This is a genomic window from Actinosynnema sp. NPDC002837 (assembly GCF_040295345.1).
In the GTDB taxonomy this organism is placed as follows: domain Bacteria; phylum Actinomycetota; class Actinomycetes; order Mycobacteriales; family Pseudonocardiaceae; genus Actinosynnema.
The window spans coordinates 1-18128 of record NZ_JBEOVG010000051.1 but is presented as its reverse complement, the minus strand read 5'-3'; the positions used below and the strand labels follow the sequence as shown (position 1 = coordinate 18128).

The window sequence follows — 18128 nt, the reverse complement described above, 5'->3', positions numbered from 1 at the left end:
GAAGGAGACACCATGGCGCAGCTCGAGACCGGCGTGGACCGGCCGATGGCCGAGCACACCACCGACCAGGCGACGGCGGCGTTCGTCACCCACCGCAACCTGCTCTTCACCGTCGCGTACGAGATGCTGGGCTCGGCCGCCGACGCCGAGGACGTGTTGCAGGAGGTCTGGCTGCGGTGGGTGGAGGTCGACCTGGCGCACGTGCGCGACCAGCGCGCCTACCTGGTCCGGATCACGACCAGGCAGGCGCTCAACCGGCTGCGCACGATGCGGCGCCGGAAGGAGGCGTACGTCGGCTCCTGGCTGCCCGAGCCGATGCTCACCGCGCCGGACGTGGCGCAGGACGTCGAGCTCGCCGAGAGCGTGTCGATGGCGTTGATGCTCGTCCTGGAGACGCTGTCGCCGACCGAGCGCGCCGTGTTCGTGCTGCGCGAGGCCTTCGACGTCGGCTACGACGAGATCGCCGCCGCCGTCGACAAGACCCCCGCGGCCGTCCGCCAGATCGCGCACCGCGCCCGCCGGCACGTCGACGCCCGCCGCCCCCGTGAGGCGGTCTCGCCGGGCGAGGCCCGGGAGGCGCTGGAGTCGTTGCGGCGCGCCCTGGAGGCCGAGGACGTGCCGGGACTGCTCGCGGTGCTCGCCCCCGACGTCGTGCTGATCAGCGACGGCGGCGGCGTCAAGCGGGCCGTGCCGCGGCCGGTCACCGGCGCCGACAGGGTGATCCGGATGGTCCTCGGCGGTCTTGGCCGGCTCGAGAGCACGTTCACCGGCGAGCCCGTCGTGGTCAACGGGAACCCGGCGCTCGTCGTGCGCTTCGACGGCGAGGTCGACGGCGTCATGGCGATCAAGGTCGAGGAGGGGCGCATCACCGGCCTCTACTACGTCCGCAACCCCGAGAAGCTGACCCGGGTCGGGGCAGAGACCGCGCTCACCCTGCGGTGAGGTTCGGTGAGGGCTGGTGAGGCCGGTGAGGTCGGGTGAGTCGGTGAGGTCGGGTGAGGCGAGGCTAGGGAGGCCGAGTGAGTCGGGGAGGTGGGAGATGACGGCCTCTTCAGCGAGGTGTCAGCACGCAGAACTCGTTGCCCTCGGGGTCGGCCAGCACGACCCACGGCACGTCGGCCTGCCCCACGTCCACCCGCACGGCGCCCCACGCCTCCAGCCGGGCCACCTCGGTCGGCAGGTCGTCGTCCGCGAACGGCGCGAGGTCGAGGTGCAGCCGGTTCTTCACCACCTTCGGCTCGGCCACCCGCACGAACTCCAGGGACGGCCCGGCCTCCTGCGCCAACGACGCGAAGTCGGCCGCCGAGCGCGTCACGGGCAACCCGGTCGGACCGGCCCAGAACGCGGCCAGCGCCGGCGGGTCGGACGCGTCCACCACGACCGCCGCCACCGGACCGGTGTGCGCGTACTCGTCGCGCTGCTCCAGCACGCAGAACTCGTTGCCCTCCGGGTCCGCCAGGACCACCCACGGCACGTCGCCCTGCCCGACGTCGACCGGCTTCGCGCCCAGCTCGACGGCCCGCGCCACGATCGCCGCCTGGTCCTCCGGCGACGTCGACGCCAGGTCGAGGTGCACCCGGTTCTTCACCTGCTTCACGTCCGGCACGAGCCCGAACACCAGCTCCTGCCCGGGGCTCAGCTCCACGTCGACCTCGTCGGCGCTCTCACCGGTGACCGGTCGACCCAGCAGCGCCGACCAGAACCGGCCGAGCGCGGCCGGATCGGCCGAATCGACCACCACATCGCACCACCTCGTTGCCATGGTCCGAAGGTAACGTCTGCGCAATGGCTCAGCTCGTTCTCGGTCCGGTGCTGCGGCACGTCGACTCCCTCTCGGCCACGGTGTGGGTCGAGACCGACGCGGCCTGCGAGGTCGCCGTCGCCGGCCATCGCGCCGAGACGTTCCAGGTCGGCGAGCAGCACTTCGCGCTGGTGGTGGTCGAAGGGCTGGAACCGGGCACGACCACGCCCTACGACGTGCGGCTGGACGGTGACGTGGTCTGGCCGCTGCCGGACTCGCCGTTCCCGGCCCCGAGCATCCGCACCACGCCGGTGCGGCGGCTGCTGTTCGGGTCGTGCCGCGCGGCCAAGGGCGAGGGCACGCCGGACAAGCTCGGGCCGGACGCGCTGGACGCGTACGCGTTGCGGATGAAGGACGAGCCGCAGGAGCGGTGGCCGGAGGCGCTGGTGCTGCTCGGCGACCAGGTCTACGCCGACGAGCCGACGCCGCGGATCAAGCGGTGGCTGGCCGAGCGCAGACCGGAGCCGGCGGGCGAGGTGGTGTCGTTCCGCGAGTACGCCGAGCTGTACCACGAGTCGTGGGCCGACCCCGAGATCCGCTGGCTGATGTCCGTCGTGCCGACGTCGATGATCTTCGACGACCACGACGTGCGCGACGACTGGAACACCTCGCGGACGTGGCGCGAGCAGATGGCGACCAAGCGCTGGTGGCCGGAGCGCATCCGGGCGGGACTCGCGTCGTACTGGGTCTACCAGCACCTGGGCAACCTCAGCCCGGACGAGCTGGCGACCGACGAGCTGTACGCCAAGGTGCGGTCCACCGGTGGTGACGTGCGGGAGTTGCTGGAGGACTTCGCCGAGCAGGCGGACCGGGAGGTCGACGGCGGCAAGTCGACGCGGTGGAGCTACCGGCGCGACTTCGGCCGCGTGCGGCTGCTGGTGATCGACACGCGCAGCGGGCGCATCCTGGCCGGGCCGCGGCGGCTGATGGTGGGCGACCGGGAGTTCGACTGGATCGAGGAGAACGCCCACGGCGACGTCGACCACCTGCTGGTGGGCTCGTCGCTGCCGTGGCTGATGCCGCACGCGTTGAGCCACTTCCAGTCGTTGAACGAGCGGATGGCCGGTCTGCCGGGGTGGCGCGGCCGGGTGGGCGAGAAGGTGCGGCAGGTCGCGGACCTGGAGCACTGGCCCGCGTTCCGGGCGTCGTTCGAGCGGATGGCACGGCTGGTGGAGCGGATCTCGGGGGCCGAGGACGCGCCGGGCACGGTGTGCGTGCTGTCGGGGGACGTGCACCACAGCTACGCGGCACGGGCGACGTTCGGCTCGTCGGTGCGGGCGAAGGTGTACCAGCTCGTGTGCTCGCCGGTGCACAACGAGCCGCCGTGGGTGTTCCGGCCGGCGTTCCGGTTGTCGTGGTCGAAGCCGATCGCGAGGCTGCTGCGGTGGTGGGCCGACCGGCGCGGCATCTCGCCGGACCCGGTGGCGTGGCAGAAGCTGAGCGGCCCTCACTTCGGCAACTCGGTCGGCGTGCTGGAGATCGACGGGCGCGCGGCGCGCTTCCGGTTGGAGACGGCGACGGGTGCGGGGTTGGCGGAGGTCACCGCCCTGGAGCTGTGAGTTTGTGTGCGCGGCGTGTGGTGATCGTCAGTAGCTTCTCCGGGCGCGTGAACCATCACAGCCCACCTGTTGGAGAAGCATCTTGAGAATGTTCGTTCGCGGCCTGCGCGCGTCGGGCCTGGTGGCGGCGGTGGTCGCCGCATCGGTGGCGTCGGTCGGCGTGGCGCCCGCGTCGGGGGCGTCGGTCGGCGTGGCTCCCACGTCGGTCGGCGTGGCCCGCGCGTCCGCTGCTCCCGTGCCCATCGGCGAGGTCCTCACCTGGGGCACGGCCGCGGTGGCGAAGGTCCCGATCCCCGAGGAGGCCAGGTCGGGGGTCACCGCCATCTCCGCCGGGTTCAAGCACAACCTGGCGATCAAGGACGGCAAGGTCCTGCTCTGGAGCAATCCGGGGTCGCTCGAAGGCGATCACCTCCGGGTGCCGCTGGCGCTGTGGGACGGGGTCGACGCGATCGCCGCCGGGACCTACCACAGCTTGGCGATCAAGGACGGCCAGGTGATCGCCTGGGGCCGGTCCCTGCTCACGCAGGTGCCCGCGGAGGCGACGTCCGGCGTCACCGCCATCGCCGCCGGCCAGCACTTCAGCCTGGCGGTCAAGGACGGCGGAGTCCTCGTCTGGGGCTGGGAGTCGGGCGGCGCCGGCATCAACTTCGGCCAGTTCGACGTGCCGAAGGAAGCGACGTCGGGCGTCACGGCGATCGCCGCGGGACTCGGTCACGCGCTGGCCCTCAAGAACGGCGGGGTCATCGCCTGGGGCTGGAACAAGTACGGCCAGGTCGACGTGCCGGAGGCCGCCCGGTCCGGTGTCGTCGCCATCGCCGCCGGCGCCCAGCACAACCTCGCGCTGAAGGACGACGGCGAGGTGATCGCCTGGGGCTGGAACGAGTACGAGCAGGCCTCGGTGCCCACGATCGCGTAGACGGGGGTCACCGCGATCGCCGCCGGGCAGATCCACAACACGGTGCTCAAGGACGGCAAGGTCATCGTCTGGAACTACAACGGCCAAGGGCAGATGGACGTGTCGACCCAGGTGCGTGAGGGCGGTATCCAGAAGATCAGCTCGGCCTACTACCACAACCTGGTGCTGAGGTGAGGCAGGGAGTGCTGAGGTGAGGCAGGGAGAAGTGCAGGGGTAGGAGATGAAGGTGCGGAGGTGAGCGCGTCCGCCGCCGGTACCGCTCTCTGCGGCGGCGGACGCACGTCCAGCCGGTTACTTGGTCGCCAGCCTCAACAAGGCCCACAGCTGCGCGATCGCGTCGTGGTCGCCGGTCGTCGGGGGCAGGTCGCGGTCCGGGATCCGGCCCCACAGCCAGCGGTACACCTGCATGGGGGTCCCGGTCACCTCGCCGTTCGCCGACGAGACCTCCCCGTCGGTGACGAGCCGGGCCACCGCCGGGTCGGGGCCGGTGGTGGCCAGCCACACCTTGTCGCCCGTGCGGATCGCCACCGTCCCCTCGCGCGTGCCGCGCACGCCGAGGATGTCGAGCCGGTGCCCCAGCCAGAGCGTGAGGATCTCGTCCACGCCGTCCTCGGCCACGTCGTCGTCCACCGGGTCGATCGGCAACCCGGCCGCCGCCTGCACGTCCATCCGGTGCACGGTCGACTCGTGCGCCAGCCGCCGTGCCCAGAAGTTGTGGTTGCGCTCGGCGGGCCACCACGTCTCGCACGGGTCGTCCGGCTCGTGCGGCCGCAACGCCCGCACCAGCGGCCGCACGCCCGCCCGCACGTACTCCGGCAACGGCTGCCCCGGCTCCGGGTCCTGTTGCCACACCAGGGGTTGGCTGCCTTCCCTCAGCCACGTCGCCACCATCCGGTACGTGCTGCCCACGTGTCGCGCGGTCTCCCCGAGGTTGAGCCCGGGGCACGCGGGCACCTGGCGTTCCGGGCGCTGTCCCTCGGCCGACGCCGCCAGGCGCTCGGCTTCGGCCTCCACTACGTCGATCAGGCGGTCGTAGGCGACCAGTCCCCTGCTCACAGTCCGTCCTCGTACATGATCTCGTCGACCAACTCGGTGAACTGCGCCGCTTGGCGCACCAGGTCGTCGGCTGCGCGCTGGGTGACCTGCCTGGTGATGCCCGCCAGCACGGCCGCGCGCGTCGCCGAGCACTCGGCGAAGAACGCGGCCCACTCGCGCAGCTCCGGCGCGAGGGAGGGCAGCAGGACCCACACGCTGGTCGGCTTGGCCCGGCCCCGGTGGGGTCGGCCCCTGGCCGCCAGCACGGCCGCCGCCGCCCGCATCGCGGCCAGGTAGGCCGTGGCGAAGCGGGTGGGCGGGTTCGGGTCCCGTTCGGCCTCGGTCAGGCACTCGCGGGCCTGTCCGAGCAGGGTCACCGCCGACGCCGGTGGTAGCGGGAGGGGAATGCGGCGGGGGAAGGTCTGAGTCATCTCGCGGCCTCCTCGCGGCGTCGGGACAGCGACGACCGCCGCGGGGAGACGGCGGCACTTGGTGGTGGGGCGCTTCCCCCGCCCCACCACCAAGGCATTGCTCGAACAAACGTTCGAGCAGGACCAGACTATCCTGCCGGCCCGGAACTCCTCAAGCCGACCGCCCGTGGTCTTATGAACAGGTGAGCGCACTCGACCACCCCGGCATCCGCAAGGTGGCCGCCGCACTGTCCGAGGCGGGCCATCATGATGCGGCGAACGGGATCCGCGTGTTGGCCGACGCCGTCCGCACCGCCGCCGCGGCGGCCGAGGCGGTGGGCGTGCCGGTCGGCGCGATCGCCAACAGCCTGATCTTCGCCGCGGTCCGCGACGGGGTCGCCACGCCGTTGCTCGTGCTCACCTCCGGCGCGCACCGCGCGGACACCGCGAAGCTCGCCGTGCTGGCGGGCGCGGACGCGATCGAACGGGCCACGCCCGCGTTCGTGCGCGAGCACACGGGGCAGGTGATCGGCGGCGTCTCCCCCGTGGGGCACCCGGCGCCGATCACGACGTTCGTGGACGTCGCGTTGGAGCAGTACGAGGTGGTGTGGGCAGCGGCCGGGCACCCCCACGCGGTGTACCCCACGACGTACGCGGGCCTGCTCGACCTGACCGGCGGCACATCCGCGGAGGTCGCGCAGTGACCGCCGCGCCGTCCCAGCGGGTCGTCGCGCTGTCCGCGCGGGAGTTGAGCTCCCGGCTGGACGAGGCGCTCGCGCTCTACGTCAGCGCGATGGAGTACCCGCCCGGCACGGCCGAGCAGCGCGCACCCATGTGGTTGGCGCACATGCTGCGCGACGGGTGGCGGTGCGTGGTGGCGCTGGGCGAGCAGGACGAGCTGATCGGGATCGGGTACGGGTACCGGGGTTCGGTCGGCCAGTGGTGGCACGAGCAGGTGCGGCACGGGTTGACGATGGTGTCCGGGCCGAGGGCGGTCGAGGAGTGGATGCACGACTACTTCGAGCTGACCGAGCTGCACGTGCTGCCGCGGGCGCAGGGGCGCGGGGTCGGCGAGCAGTTGCTGCGGAACCTGGTGGAGGGTGTGCCCAGCTCGCGGGTGCTGTTGTCCACGCCGGAGGGGCCCAGCAAGGCGTGGCGGTTGTACCGGCGGGTGGGGTTCGTGGACGTGCTGCGGCACTACCAGTTCACCGGCGATCCGAGGCCGTTTGCGGTGTTGGGGAGGGTTTTGCCGCTCGGGTGAGGGTGGGGGGAGCCCTGGGTGGTGGGTTAGAAGATCAAAAGATTGAAAGAGTCCTCGCCGGACGGGCAGATCAGCAGGATGACGGCTCTTTGGGTGGTTCTGCGCCGGGTCCGTTGTGGTGCGGGTTTCGTGTCATCCCACCGACCTCCCTACGGGCTACCACACGTATCAAGGGGGCAGGTATAGGTGAATGCCGCGAGGTATCGGTGAACAGGCCCCCTTGACACGCGCGGTAGGGCGGAGCCAGGTCGGCGGGATGACACGAAGCCCTTCCTTTGGGAAAGGGTGTGGGCAAGGGCGTGTCAGTGCACGAGGTGAGGGTGGGGGTAGGGCGCGGGGGGTTGAGCGGGATTTAGGGCGGGGGTTGGGGCGGGAGTTAGAAGGGGGAGACGAAGCCGGAGGCTTGGAGGTACTTGCCGGCGTTCAGGCCTTCGATCTTGCGCAGCTTCGAGTAGACGACCCGTTCGCCGAAGTTGCCCTCGACGGTGCGGACGTGGGTGGCCTTGCGGCCCGTCCGGTCGTACTTGACCTCTACGACGACGCCCACGTGGGCGTGCATGTCCGGGTAGTTGCCGTAGACGACGGCGTCGCCGGGTGCCACGTCGCGCTCGGAGATGTCCTTCCAGCGGCCGGTGGCCTTGCCCCACTTCTGCCAGTAGGTCGCCCAGTGGCCCTGGTCCAGGACGGAGGCGCCGGGTGCGGGGCGCATCGACGGCCGGTCCGGCACGCCGGCGGTGGTCCAGGCCCAGTTCACGAAGACGCCGCACCACTCGGCCGGGCGCAGCACGCCCTGGCCCGCCACCTGGTACTGCGGCGGGTAGTAGTTGCCGTTGCCCTCGCGTTGGCCGACCTGCCGCAGGGCGTTGTCGACGATGTCCTGCCGGACGCGCCACTCGGCCTGGTCGCCCAGCGGTTGGGCTTGGCCGAGGGCCGGTGACCCGGCGACCAGCAGCGCGCCGGCCAGTACCACGCCGAGTGCGGCACGCATCGCACGTCCGGTCATCAGGTCCCCCTACGGTCGTTCGCCCACAACATCAAACACCTGATCCGGTGACCTCGGCGTGAAACCGAGGTCACCGGGTCGGGTCAGAGTTCCGTGAGCCGTTCACGAAGAGTGTCCAACCCCATGGCCCCCATCTCCAAGGCCTGCCGGTGGAACGCCTTGAGGTCGAACGCGTCACCGTGCCGGGCGCGGGCGTCGTCGCGGGCCGCCAGCCACAGCCGCTCACCCAGCTTGTAGGACGGGGCCTGGCCCGGCCAGCCCAGGTAGCGGTCGATCTCGTCGTGCACGTGCGCCGGGTCGGTGATGGTGCGGGTCAGCATGAACTCCAGACCGAGGTCCGGGGTCCACCGCTCGCCCTCGTGGAAGCCGGTGCCCTTGGGGATCTCCAGCTCCAGGTGCATGCCGATGTCGATGATCACGCGGGCCGCGCGGAACAGGTGCGCGTCGAGCATGCCGAGCAGGTCGCCGTCGTCCCCGAGGTAGCCGAGCTCGCGCATCAGCCGCTCCGCGTACAGCGCCCAGCCCTCGCCGTGGCCCGACACCCAGCACATGAGGCTCTGGAACTCGTTCAGCTTGCCCGCCTGGTAGACGGCCGTGGCGACCTGGAGGTGGTGGCCGGGCACGCCCTCGTGGTAGACGGTCGTGACCTCGCGCCAGGTGGAGAAGGTCTCCTTGTCGTCCGGCACGGACCACCACATGCGGCCGGGACGGGAGAAGTCCGGCGTGGGGCCGCTGTAGTACGCGCCGACGCCACCGCCGGGCGGCGCGATGCGGCACTCCAGCTTCATCAGCTCGTCCGGCAGGTCGAAGTGCACGCCCCGCACGTCCTGCAACGCCTTGTCCGACAGCTCCTGCATCCACGAGCGCAGGCCGTCCTTGCCGTGCACCAGGTAGCGGGAGTCGGCGTCCAGCGCGGCGGCGGCCTCGGCGAGGGTGGCGCCCGGCTTGATCCGGTTCGCGACCTGCTTCATCTCGGTCTCGAGGCGGGTGAACTCCTCCCAGCCCCACTCGTAGGCCTCGGCCAGGTCGAGGCGGGACCCGGTGAAGTAGCGGGACTGGAGCCGGTAGACCTCCTCGCCGACGGCGTCCTTCTTCGGCGCCTTGGGCGCGAGGTCGTCGCGCAGGAACGCGGCCAGGTCGCCGTAGGACTCCGCGGCGGCCCTGGCGCCCGCTTCGAGCTCGGTGCGCAGCGCGCCGTCCACGGGGGCGTCGGCGATCAGGTTGGCGAAGAACGACTTGCCGCCGGCGCGACCCGCCCAGGTGTCGCACTGCTCGGCGACCTTGCTGACCTGCCGCAACGCCGAGACGTGGCCCTTGTCGGCGGCGTAGGCGAGACCCGCGCGCAGGTTCGCCACCGCGTCCGGCAGGGCGGTGAGCCGCTTGGCGATCACGGCCCAGTCGTCGGCGGTCTCGGTGGGCATCTGGTCGAACACCTCGCGCAGCGACTGCACCGGGCTCGCGATGACGTTGAGGTGGCCCTCCATCTGGCCGGCCTCGTGCAGCTCGACGTCGAGGCCGACCCGCTCCAGGAACACGGCCTTCGCGTCGGCCTCCGACTTGTCGGCGGGCTCGGCGGCGGTGATCGCGGCGAGCGCCTTCTGCGACAGCTCCTTGCGGGCGGCGTGCCCCTCCGGCGAGTAGTCGGTGAGCCGGTCGTCGTGGCCGGGCTTGCCGATGAACGTCGCGGTCAACGGGTCCGCGGCCGCGTAATCGGCTACGAACTGGTTGCTGATGCCGTGCACGCCGGCGGAGGAGGTTGCCATGAGCCGCACGTTACCTCCGGCCCATGTCCCTCCAACAGGTAATTAGCCACGCTCACGATCGGGTGTAGTCGGTCAACTTTTGACCGTGGCCGGCAGGATGGCCTGGTGCCCAGGGCCTCCGCGCTCCTCCTGCCGGTTCTCCTCCTCGCGCTGTTCGCGCTGACGGGGTGCGTCCGGCTGCACGCCGCCATGGCGTTGTCCACCGACGACCGCGTGTCCGGCGAGATCACCGCCGCCACCCCGCCGACCAAGGACAACGACCCCGGCCCGCAGCTGAAGGTGCCGAACGAGCTGGCCAGCCGGGTCAGCACCAAGCCGTACAAGGTGGACGACTACGTCGGCACGCAGCTGTCGTTCAACGGGCTGTCGTTCGACGAGGTGCGGGCGCTGTCGGTGGCGACGAGCGCGTCGTCGAGCCGCTACCAGCTGACGTTCCGGCGCTCCGGCGACCTGGTGACGCTGTCGGGGTCGGTCGACTTGACGCAGGTGCCGCCGGAGCGCGCCGACATCCAGGTGAAGATCAGCTTTCCGGGTGAAATCATCGACACGAACGGGCAGGAGGAGGACAACGCGACCATCGCGTGGTCCCCGAAGCCCGGCCAGGCGTCGATGTTGAGCGCCACGGTGCGCTACGCGGGCGCGAACTCGGTGTCGTACCTCGGCTGGACCATGCTGGTGGCCGGGCTGACCGGCGGGGCCGCGCTCATCGTGGTGATCCTCGCGATCGTCGCCCACCGCCGCCACCAAGTCGCCTGAAACACTGATTCGGTTCCGACGCCTGCCCGCCAGATCGACTGAGACCGGTCACGTCCGTTCCGACGCGCCGGGCCCGTCAGGTCGCCTGAGGCCAAGGTCGGGGGTCGGGATCCGGTCTTCGGTTACGCCCCGACGTCGCCTGGGGCCGTCATCGTTCACACCCCCGCGAGGTCGCGTCGATCGTTCGCGTCCTCATTCTCCGGCGATCACGCTTTTCGATCGTCGGAGAATCAGGGCGCGAACGGTCGACTTCCCGGCGACCTCGCCCGCGACGCCGGAGGCGGCGCAATTCTACAGAGCGCGGGCCGGGACAAGGCCCAGGCGGCCGACGATCTCCCTGGTCGCCTTCGACCGGTTGAAGGTGTAGAAGTGCAGGCACGGCACGCCCTCGGCGATCAGCCGCTCCCCCACCTCGGTCACCAGGTCGATGCCCGCCGCGCGGAAGCCCGCCGGGTCGTCGGCGTACGGGTCGAGGCGGCGCGCCACCGAGTCCGGGACGGACGCGCCCGACAGCTCCACCGTCTTGGCCAGGGTCCGAGGCGTCGTCAGCGGCATGATGCCGGGGATCAGCACGGTGTCGCAGCCACGCGCGGCGACGCGGTCGCGCAGGCGCAGGAAGTCCTCGGGCTCGAAGAACAGCTGCGCGATGGCGAAGTCGGCGCCGGCGCGCAGCTTGCGCACCAGGTACTCGGTGTCGGAGTCGAGGTCCGTCGACCGGGGGTGGCCGTACGGCGACGCCGCCACGCCGACGCAGAAGTCGCCCAGCTCACGGCACAGCCGGACGAGCTCCTCGGCGTAGGTCAGGCCCTCCGGGTGCGCCACCCACTCGCCGTTCGGGTCGCCAGGGGGGTCGCCGCGCACGGCGAGGATGTTGCGCACGCCGACGGCCGCGTACCAGCCGATGACGTTGCGCAGCTCGGCCACCGAGTGGTCGACCAGCGTGAGGTGGGCCATCGGCAGCAGGGTCGTCTCCTGCGCCACCCGGCTGGTGGTGCGGATCGTCCGGTCGCGCTGCGAGCCGCCCGCGCCGTAGGTGATGGACACGAAAGCCGGGTCGAACGCCTCCAGCTCGCGGATCGCCCGCCAGAGGATGGTCTCCTCGGACTCGTCGCGCGGGGGGAAGAACTCGACGGAGAACACGGGGGATCCCCGGTGCAGGCGTTCGACCACCGACGTCATGCCGCACAGCCTAGAGGTTCGCCCGAGGCGTGGAAGCAGGCTGTCACTGGATGGGACGAGCCCCCCGGTTGGGCACCCCGAAGTCGCAGAGGTGACCATAGACGGGTGCCGCCCCACCCGTTGGACCTCGAACTGCCCAAGCACGTCGACGAAGCGTTGGCCGCTTACCTGGCCGACCGCCGGGCACTGGGTGCGCGCATGGAGGAGAACTTCACGAGCGCGGTCGACGCGCTGGCCGACTTCGTCCTCGGCGGCGGCAAGCGGATCCGGCCCACGTTCGCCTGGTGGGGTTGGCGCGCCGCGGGTGGCGACCCGGAGGGCGAGCTGGCCGACGCCGTGCTCACGGCGGTCAGCTCGCTGGAGCTGATCCAGGCCTGCGCGCTGGTGCACGACGACCTGATGGACGCCTCCGAGACCCGCCGCGGCATGCCGACCGTGCACGTCCGGTTCGCCCGCAGGCACCGCGACGAGGGCTGGCTCGGCGAGCCGGAGCGGTTCGGGCTGGCCGCGTCCGTGCTGATCGGGGACGTGGCGCTGGCCTGGGCGGACGACATGCTGTTCGCCGCCGGCCTGCCGACCGACGCGTTGCAGCGGCTGAGCCTGCCGTGGCGGGACATGCGCACCGAGATGCTGGCCGGCCAGTACCTCGACGTGCTCACGCAGGCGCGCGGCGACAGCTCGCCGGCCGCGGCGCTGCGCATCGACCGGCTCAAGACCGCCGCCTACACCGTGGAACGGCCGCTGCACATGGGCGCGGCGATCGGCGGGGCGTCACCGGAGCTGGTGGACGGCCTGCGCTCGTTCGGCACGGACATCGGCGTGGCGTTCCAGCTGCGCGACGACCTGCTCGGCGTGTTCGGCGACCCGACGGTCACCGGCAAGCCCGCGGGCGACGACCTGCGCGAGGGCAAGCGGACGCTGCTGGTCGCGCTGGGCATGGAGTTCGGCGCGGACGTGCTGCACGAGGCGCTGGGCAAGCCCGACCTGGACGTGGCCACGGTGGACGAGGTGCGCGCGCGGCTGCGCGAGGTCGGCGCGGTGGACGCGGTCGAGGAGCGGATCGCCGAGCTGACCGAGTCGGCTCTGCGGGCGCTCGACCGGGCGCCGATCGCCGAACCGGCGGGTGAGCGGCTGGCGGAGCTGGCGATCAGCGCCACGAAGCGGACCTCCTGACGATGCGCACGGTCACCGGCCGCACGGACCACGTCGTCGTGGTCGGCGCGGGGCTGGCGGGGCTGTCCGCCGCGCTGCACCTGCTCGGCGCCGGTCGCCGGGTCACCGTGGTCGAGCGCGACGCCGTGCCCGGCGGTCGGGCCGGTCGGCTGGACCTGGGCGGCTACCGGTTCGACACCGGGCCGACCGTGCTGACCATGCCGGAGCTGGTGGACGAGGCGCTCGACGCGGTCGGCGACTCGCTCGCCGACCGGCTGGACCTGCGGCCCGTGCACCCCGCCTACCGGGCCCGCTTCGCCGACGGCAGCACGCTGGACGTGCACTCCGACGGCGAGGCGATGGAGGCCGAGGTGCGCCGGTTCGCCGGTCCCCGCGAGGCCGCGGGGTACCGGGCGCTGCGCCGCTGGCTGACCGAGCTGTACCGGGTGGAGCGCGAGCAGTTCATCGGCGCGAACTTCGACTCGCCGTTGTCCCTGCTCACGCCCCAGTTGGCGAGGCTGGCCGCGCTGCGCGGGTTCGGCAGGCTCGGGCCGTCGGTGGCGCGGTTCCTGCACGACGAGCGGTTGCAGCGGGTGTTCTCGTTCCAGTCGCTGTACGCGGGCGTGCCGCCGCGCAAGGCCCTCGCCGCGTACGCCGTCATCGCGTACATGGACACCATCGCGGGCGTGCACTACCCCGAGGGCGGGATGCGGGCGTTGCCGGACGCGTTGGCGGCGGCGGCCCGGGACGCGGGCGCGGACCTGCGGTTCCAGACGCCGGTGGCGTGGCTGGAGCGCATCGGCGGCCGGGTCACCGCGGTGCGCACCACGCACGGCGAGCGCATCCCGTGCGACGCGGTCGTGCTCACGCCGGACCTGCCCATGGCGTACCGCCTGCTCGGCCACCGGCCGCGCCGTCCCGTGCCGATCACGTGGTCGCCGTCGGCGGTCGTGCTGCACGCGGGCGTGGACCGGACGTGGCCGGAGCTGGCGCACCACACGCTGTTCTTCGGCCGCGAGTGGGACCGGACGTTCGACGAGCTGACCCGCCGCGGCACGTTGATGAGCGACCCGTCGTTGCTGGTCACGGCGCCGCCCGGGCAGGGGATGTTCGTGCTGGCGCCCGCGCCGAACCTGCGCGTCGGCCCGGTCGACTGGGACCGCGTCGGCCCGGCCTACCGAGACGAGCTGGTCGGCGTGCTGGAGGCGCGCGGGCTCACCGGGTTCGGCGACGCGATCGAGGTCGAGCACCTGGTCACGCCGGCGGACTGGGCCGCCATGGGCCTGGCCGCGGGCACCCCGTTCTCGGCCGCGCACACGTTCGCGCAGACCGGGCCGTTCCGGCCGCGCAACCTGGTCCTGGACAACGCGGTGCTGGCCGGCTGCGGCACCACGCCGGGCGTGGGCGTGCCGCCGGTGCTGATCTCCGGCAAGCTGGCCGCCCAGCGGATCACGGGGACGACGGGGGCGAGGTCGCGGCGCCCCGCGGCGGCGAGGCGGGCGCAGACCCGGCGCTGAGCGCGCGGGTGACGAGGCCGTCACGTCTGGCGTTGTGCGACGATGTCGGCGCGATGGCCGCGACCACGTCCCTCCCCCGATCGAGCGCCGCACTTGTCGAGCCGGTGCGGTCGTCGGCTACCCGGGCGGCGGACCGGCGGTGACCGACCTGGCCGCGGCGTACGCCCGCTGCCGCGAGCTGAACGCCCGGCACGGCCGCACGTTCTTCCTCGCCACCCGCCTGCTCACGCCCGCGCAGCGGCCCGCCGTGCACGCCCTGTACGGCTTCGCCCGGTGGGCCGACGAGATCGTGGACAGCGGCGACTCGGCCGACCCGGCCGGTGACCTCGCGCTGCTGGACGCCCAGCTGGCCGACGAGCTGGCGGGACGTCGGACCGGCCACCCGGTGCTCGCCGCGCTGGTGGACACCGTGCGCCGCTACTCGATCGACCCCGCGCTGTTCACCGCGTTCCTGACGTCCATGCGGATGGACCTGACCGTCACGTCCTACCCGGACTTCCCGGCGCTGGAGCGCTACGTGCACGGCTCGGCGGCGGTGATCGGGCTGCAGCTGCTGCCGGTGTTCGGGACGGTCGTGCCGCGCGCGGAGGCCGAGCCGTCCGCCGCCGCGCTGGGCCGCGCGTTCCAGCTGACGAACTTCCTGCGCGACGTCGGCGAGGACCTCGACCGGGGCCGGCTGTACCTGCCGCAGGACGTGCTGACGGCGTACGGCGTCGACCGGGAGCTGCTGGTGTGGTGCCGGCGGACCGGGAAGGCCGACCAGCGGGTGCGGCGGGTGACGGGGCACTTGGTCGCGCGCACGCTGGCCGAGTACCGGGAGGCCGAGGCGGGTGTGCCGATGCTGCGGCCCGTGTCGCGGCCGTGCGTGCGGACCGCGCTCACGCTGTACCGGGAGATCCTGGACGAGATCGCGGCGGCCGACTACCAGGTGCTGGACCGGCGGGTGGTGGTGCCGACCCCGCGGCGGCTGGCGGTGGCCGTGCCCGGGTTCGCGCGGGCGCTGGTGGCCAGGGCCACCGGGCGCTAGGCCGGGGGGCACGGCGTCCGGGCGGCTGGGCAGCCGCCCGGACGCGGACGGTCGTCTGGGGGTGGTGCGGTGCTCGTCAGAAGGCCAAGGCCTGTGCCCGCCGCTTCACCTCACGGCCGCGGTCGCCGCGCAACGCCTCGACGGGCGTGCCGGGCAGGGTCTCGTCCTCGGTGAACAGCCACCGGAGGATCTCCTCCGGGGAGAAGCCGGAGTCCCGCAGCACCGTGATGGTGCCGGGCAGGCCCTTCACCACGCCTCCGGCGGCGAGGAACTGCGCGGGGACGACGAGGACGCCGTTGCGCCGCTCGGCGATCAGCTGACCGTCGCGCAGCAACTGGTGGACTCGGTTGATGGGCAGGTCAAGACGCTCGGCGACCTCGGGGAGGGGCAGGACCTCCAGGTCGGGAGCCAGCACATCCGCAGCGGCAGGAATCGCACTCACGTGCGTCACGATGCCACAACGACGTGAACGACGCCCTGCGCCAACCGGGTGGTGGCGGTACACCCGCGGGTCGGGTTGCGGCTACCCCCTGTTTCACCCGACTTTGACACGGATCCCACAAGCGCGCGTGGGATGCTCCAGCGCACAGCACTCGGTCGGCACCACCCACCGTACGATCCACGGCTGTGGAAAGGTCGGCGACGAACGTGATCGGCGGGCTGCTCGAACAGCGCTACCGGGTAGGCGCCCTGGTCGCGCGGGGCGGCATGTCCACCGTCTACCGAGGTGTGGACACGCGCTTGGAGCGGACCGTGGCCATCAAGGTCATGGATCCCCGGTTCTCCGCCGACCCGCAGTTCGTGGCGAGGTTCGAGCGCGAGGCGCGGTCCGCGGCGAAGTTGCACCACCCCGGCGTGGTGCAGGTGCACGACCAGGGCGTGGACGAGGACCGGGTCTACCTGGTCATGGAGCTGGTCGACGGCGGCACGCTGCGCGACCTGCTCACCGCGCGCGGCAAGCTGGACGTGCCGCTGGCGCTCACCGTCATCGAGAAGATCCTCTCGCCGCTGGCCGCCGCCCACCGCGCGGACCTCGTGCACCGGGACGTGAAGCCGGAGAACGTGCTGATCGGGCCCGGCGGCACGGTGAAGGTCGCCGATTTCGGCCTCGTGCGCGCGGTGTCGACGGCGGGCGTGACCAGCGACACCATGATCCTGGGCACAGTCGCCTACCTGTCACCCGAACAGGTCACCACGGGCACCACGGACGCGCGCAGCGACGTGTACTCGGCGGGCGTGCTGCTGTACGAGATGTTGACCGGCGCGCCGCCGTACGTGGGCGACAACGCCATCTCGGTGGCCTACCGGCACGTGAACGACGAGGTGCCGCCGGTGCCGGACGTGCCCGCCGAGGTGGCGGAGCTGGTGCGCCGGGCGACCCGCAAGGAGCCGTTCCTGCGGCCCGCGGACGCCGAGTCGTTCCTGTCCGAGGTGGAGACCGCGCGGGCGAAGCTCGGCATCGCCGCCGTGGACGTGCCGGTGCCCGTCGCGGCGGCGGTCGCGGACGAGGCCACCGAGCACGTGCCGGCGCCGGTGAGCACGGCCGAGCAGACGTTGCGGGTGGAACCGGTGCGGGTGGGCGTGGGCGCGCCGTTCGCCGAGCCGACCGTGCCGGTGCACCGGCCGAACCCGCTCGTGCCGCCGGCGAGCGGTCCGCAGGGCACCAGGGCGATCTCCCGGGCCGAGCTGCTCGCGCCGCCCGAGCCCAAGCCGGCCGGCCCGACTCCCCCGGCCCGCCCGCGGCCCAAGAGACCGCCGAAGAAGAAGACGCCCGAGCAGCTCTACGAGGAGATGCGGGCGCGCGGCAAGCGGCAGTTCATCACGTGGCTCAGCGTCGTCGTGGTGGCCGCGATCCTGATCGGCGTCACGATCTGGTGGCTGGCCATCGGCCGGGTCGCGACCGTGCCGGACCTGGTCGGCCAGGACGAGACCGTCGCCACCGCGCTGCTGGACGAGGCGTCGCTGAAGAAGACGGTGCGCCGGGAGAACAGCGACACCGTGCCGAGCGGGCAGGTGATCAGCACCGACCCGCCCGCCGGGACGAAGGCCAACCAGGGCGACCTGGTGCGGCTCGTGGTGTCCGCGGGCAAGCCGGTGGTGCCGCAGGTCAACGGGGGCGTCGAGGTCGCCGCGGCCGAGCGGGAGATCACGTCGGTCGGGCTGAAAGCGCAGCTCAACCCCGCTGAGGACGAGTTCAGCGACCGCGTGCCCAAGGGCAAGGTCGTGACGTTGAAGCCGGCGCCGGGCACGCCGGTGCCGATCGGCTCGACGGTGACGATCGTGCTGAGCAAGGGCTCGGAGCCCAAGCCGGTGCCGAGCGTCACGGGCAAGACCAAGGACGAGGCGTTCGCCGAGCTGAGCGCGGCCGGGTTCGAGCCGGTCGAAGGCCCGACGGAGTTCTCCGACAAGGTCGACGGCGGCAAGGTGATCCGCACCGACCCGCCGGCGGGCACGAACCTGCCACCGGGCAACCGGCGGGTGACCGTGGTGGTGTCCGCGGACTCGGTGACCGTGCCCCAGGTCGAGGGCAAGTCGGTCAAGGAAGCGAAGAAGATCCTGGAAGAGGCCGGTCTCAAGGTCGACGTCCAGTTCAACGACCGCGACCGGGCACGCGTGGTCAACCAGTCCGTGCGGGCCGGTGAGCGCGTCCCGAAGGACACGAAGGTCACGATCATCGCTGTGTAGGCTGCGCCGCCTCCGGCGTCGCGACCCCTGAACGCCCGGTGGCCCCCGACTCGTGGAGTCGGGG

Annotated in this window: 18 protein-coding genes; 11 read left to right on the top strand and 7 right to left on the bottom strand. The window is 72.3% G+C overall.

What is annotated here, in order from left to right:
* The first annotated feature begins 45 nt into the window (after window positions 1-45).
* Window positions 46-942 carry an RNA polymerase sigma-70 factor gene (locus ABTZ99_RS28535; RefSeq protein WP_499615537.1) on the top strand — a complete coding sequence of 299 codons (897 nt, stop codon included), beginning with the start codon at window positions 46-48 and terminating at the stop codon, window positions 940-942.
* Between the two features lie 109 nt (window positions 943-1051).
* Here the strand turns inward: ABTZ99_RS28535 and ABTZ99_RS28530 are convergent, their stop codons facing one another.
* On the bottom strand, window positions 1052-1762 hold the full coding sequence (locus ABTZ99_RS28530; protein ID WP_499615462.1) for a VOC family protein: 711 nt from the start codon (window positions 1760-1762) through the stop codon (window positions 1052-1054).
* A 23-nt stretch (window positions 1763-1785) separates the two neighbouring features.
* Between ABTZ99_RS28530 and ABTZ99_RS28525 the strand changes: the two genes are divergently transcribed.
* The 3 genes from ABTZ99_RS28525 to ABTZ99_RS28515 all read left to right on the top strand — a co-directional run bounded on the left by ABTZ99_RS28525 (window position 1786) and on the right by ABTZ99_RS28515 (window position 4450).
* Window positions 1786-3360, top strand: coding sequence for an alkaline phosphatase D family protein (locus ABTZ99_RS28525; RefSeq protein WP_498773723.1), 1575 nt, complete (start codon window positions 1786-1788; stop codon window positions 3358-3360).
* 88 nt (window positions 3361-3448) lie between these two features.
* Complete coding sequence (locus ABTZ99_RS28520; protein ID WP_499615459.1) at window positions 3449-4276, top strand: RCC1 domain-containing protein; 828 nt, start codon at window positions 3449-3451, stop codon at window positions 4274-4276.
* Window positions 4277-4318: 42 nt separating this feature from the next.
* Window positions 4319-4450, top strand: a complete 132-nt coding sequence (locus ABTZ99_RS28515) for a hypothetical protein (protein WP_499615456.1) — start codon at window positions 4319-4321, stop codon at window positions 4448-4450.
* 117 nt (window positions 4451-4567) lie between these two features.
* On the opposite strand, the gene ABTZ99_RS28510 is transcribed toward ABTZ99_RS28515, so the two are convergent.
* Together ABTZ99_RS28510 and ABTZ99_RS28505 are read right to left on the bottom strand one after the other, a co-directional pair.
* Window positions 4568-5332 carry a maleylpyruvate isomerase family mycothiol-dependent enzyme gene (locus tag ABTZ99_RS28510; RefSeq protein ID WP_498773719.1) on the bottom strand — a complete coding sequence of 255 codons (765 nt, stop codon included), beginning with the start codon at window positions 5330-5332 and terminating at the stop codon, window positions 4568-4570.
* On the bottom strand, window positions 5329-5742 hold the full coding sequence (locus ABTZ99_RS28505; RefSeq protein WP_499615453.1) for an SAV_6107 family HEPN domain-containing protein: 414 nt from the start codon (window positions 5740-5742) through the stop codon (window positions 5329-5331). The genes ABTZ99_RS28510 and ABTZ99_RS28505 overlap by 4 nt, the downstream gene beginning before the upstream one ends.
* A gap of 182 nt (window positions 5743-5924) precedes the next feature.
* Here ABTZ99_RS28505 and ABTZ99_RS28500 point away from each other — a divergent pair, with 182 nt between their 5' ends.
* Both ABTZ99_RS28500 and ABTZ99_RS28495 read left to right on the top strand, forming a co-directional pair.
* The gene (locus tag ABTZ99_RS28500; protein WP_498773715.1) at window positions 5925-6425 is read left to right on the top strand and encodes a YbaK/EbsC family protein; all 501 of its coding nucleotides are present in this window, start codon (window positions 5925-5927) and stop codon (window positions 6423-6425) included.
* Window positions 6422-6982: a GNAT family N-acetyltransferase gene (locus tag ABTZ99_RS28495; RefSeq protein WP_498773713.1), complete on the top strand. Its 561-nt coding sequence runs from the start codon at window positions 6422-6424 to the stop codon at window positions 6980-6982. The genes ABTZ99_RS28500 and ABTZ99_RS28495 overlap by 4 nt, the downstream gene beginning before the upstream one ends.
* A 376-nt stretch (window positions 6983-7358) precedes the next feature.
* On the opposite strand, the gene ABTZ99_RS28490 is transcribed toward ABTZ99_RS28495, so the two are convergent.
* Together ABTZ99_RS28490 and ABTZ99_RS28485 are read right to left on the bottom strand one after the other, a co-directional pair.
* Entirely contained in the window at window positions 7359-7985 is a 627-nt protein-coding gene (locus ABTZ99_RS28490; protein WP_499615449.1) for a CHAP domain-containing protein, read from the bottom strand.
* A gap of 83 nt (window positions 7986-8068) precedes the next feature.
* Complete coding sequence (locus tag ABTZ99_RS28485; RefSeq protein ID WP_498773709.1) at window positions 8069-9748, bottom strand: DUF885 domain-containing protein; 1680 nt, start codon at window positions 9746-9748, stop codon at window positions 8069-8071.
* 105 nt (window positions 9749-9853) lie between these two features.
* Here ABTZ99_RS28485 and ABTZ99_RS28480 point away from each other — a divergent pair, with 105 nt between their 5' ends.
* Complete coding sequence (locus ABTZ99_RS28480; RefSeq protein WP_499615446.1) at window positions 9854-10504, top strand: DUF3153 domain-containing protein; 651 nt, start codon at window positions 9854-9856, stop codon at window positions 10502-10504.
* A 291-nt stretch (window positions 10505-10795) separates the two neighbouring features.
* On the opposite strand, the gene ABTZ99_RS28475 is transcribed toward ABTZ99_RS28480, so the two are convergent.
* Window positions 10796-11683, bottom strand: a complete 888-nt coding sequence (locus ABTZ99_RS28475; protein WP_498773705.1) for a methylenetetrahydrofolate reductase — start codon at window positions 11681-11683, stop codon at window positions 10796-10798.
* A 105-nt stretch (window positions 11684-11788) separates the two neighbouring features.
* Here ABTZ99_RS28475 and ABTZ99_RS28470 point away from each other — a divergent pair, with 105 nt between their 5' ends.
* The 3 genes from ABTZ99_RS28470 (at window position 11789) to ABTZ99_RS28460 (ending at window position 15379) form a co-directional block, all read left to right on the top strand.
* Window positions 11789-12856 (top strand): polyprenyl synthetase family protein, encoded by a 1068-nt coding sequence (locus ABTZ99_RS28470; protein ID WP_498773703.1) that lies wholly within the window; start codon window positions 11789-11791, stop codon window positions 12854-12856.
* Between the two features lie 2 nt (window positions 12857-12858).
* Window positions 12859-14352: a phytoene desaturase family protein gene (gene crtI / locus ABTZ99_RS28465; RefSeq protein WP_499615442.1), complete on the top strand. Its 1494-nt coding sequence runs from the start codon at window positions 12859-12861 to the stop codon at window positions 14350-14352.
* Between the two features lie 139 nt (window positions 14353-14491).
* Window positions 14492-15379 (top strand): phytoene/squalene synthase family protein, encoded by an 888-nt coding sequence (locus ABTZ99_RS28460; protein ID WP_498773699.1) that lies wholly within the window; start codon window positions 14492-14494, stop codon window positions 15377-15379.
* 76 nt (window positions 15380-15455) lie between these two features.
* Here ABTZ99_RS28460 and ABTZ99_RS28455 read toward each other — a convergent pair whose 3' ends face one another.
* Window positions 15456-15821 carry an Rv2175c family DNA-binding protein gene (locus ABTZ99_RS28455; protein WP_498773697.1) on the bottom strand — a complete coding sequence of 122 codons (366 nt, stop codon included), beginning with the start codon at window positions 15819-15821 and terminating at the stop codon, window positions 15456-15458.
* A 185-nt stretch (window positions 15822-16006) separates the two neighbouring features.
* Here ABTZ99_RS28455 and ABTZ99_RS28450 point away from each other — a divergent pair, with 185 nt between their 5' ends.
* Window positions 16007-18064: a Stk1 family PASTA domain-containing Ser/Thr kinase gene (locus tag ABTZ99_RS28450; RefSeq protein WP_498773695.1), complete on the top strand. Its 2058-nt coding sequence runs from the start codon at window positions 16007-16009 to the stop codon at window positions 18062-18064.
* Window positions 18065-18128 lie beyond the last annotated feature (64 nt).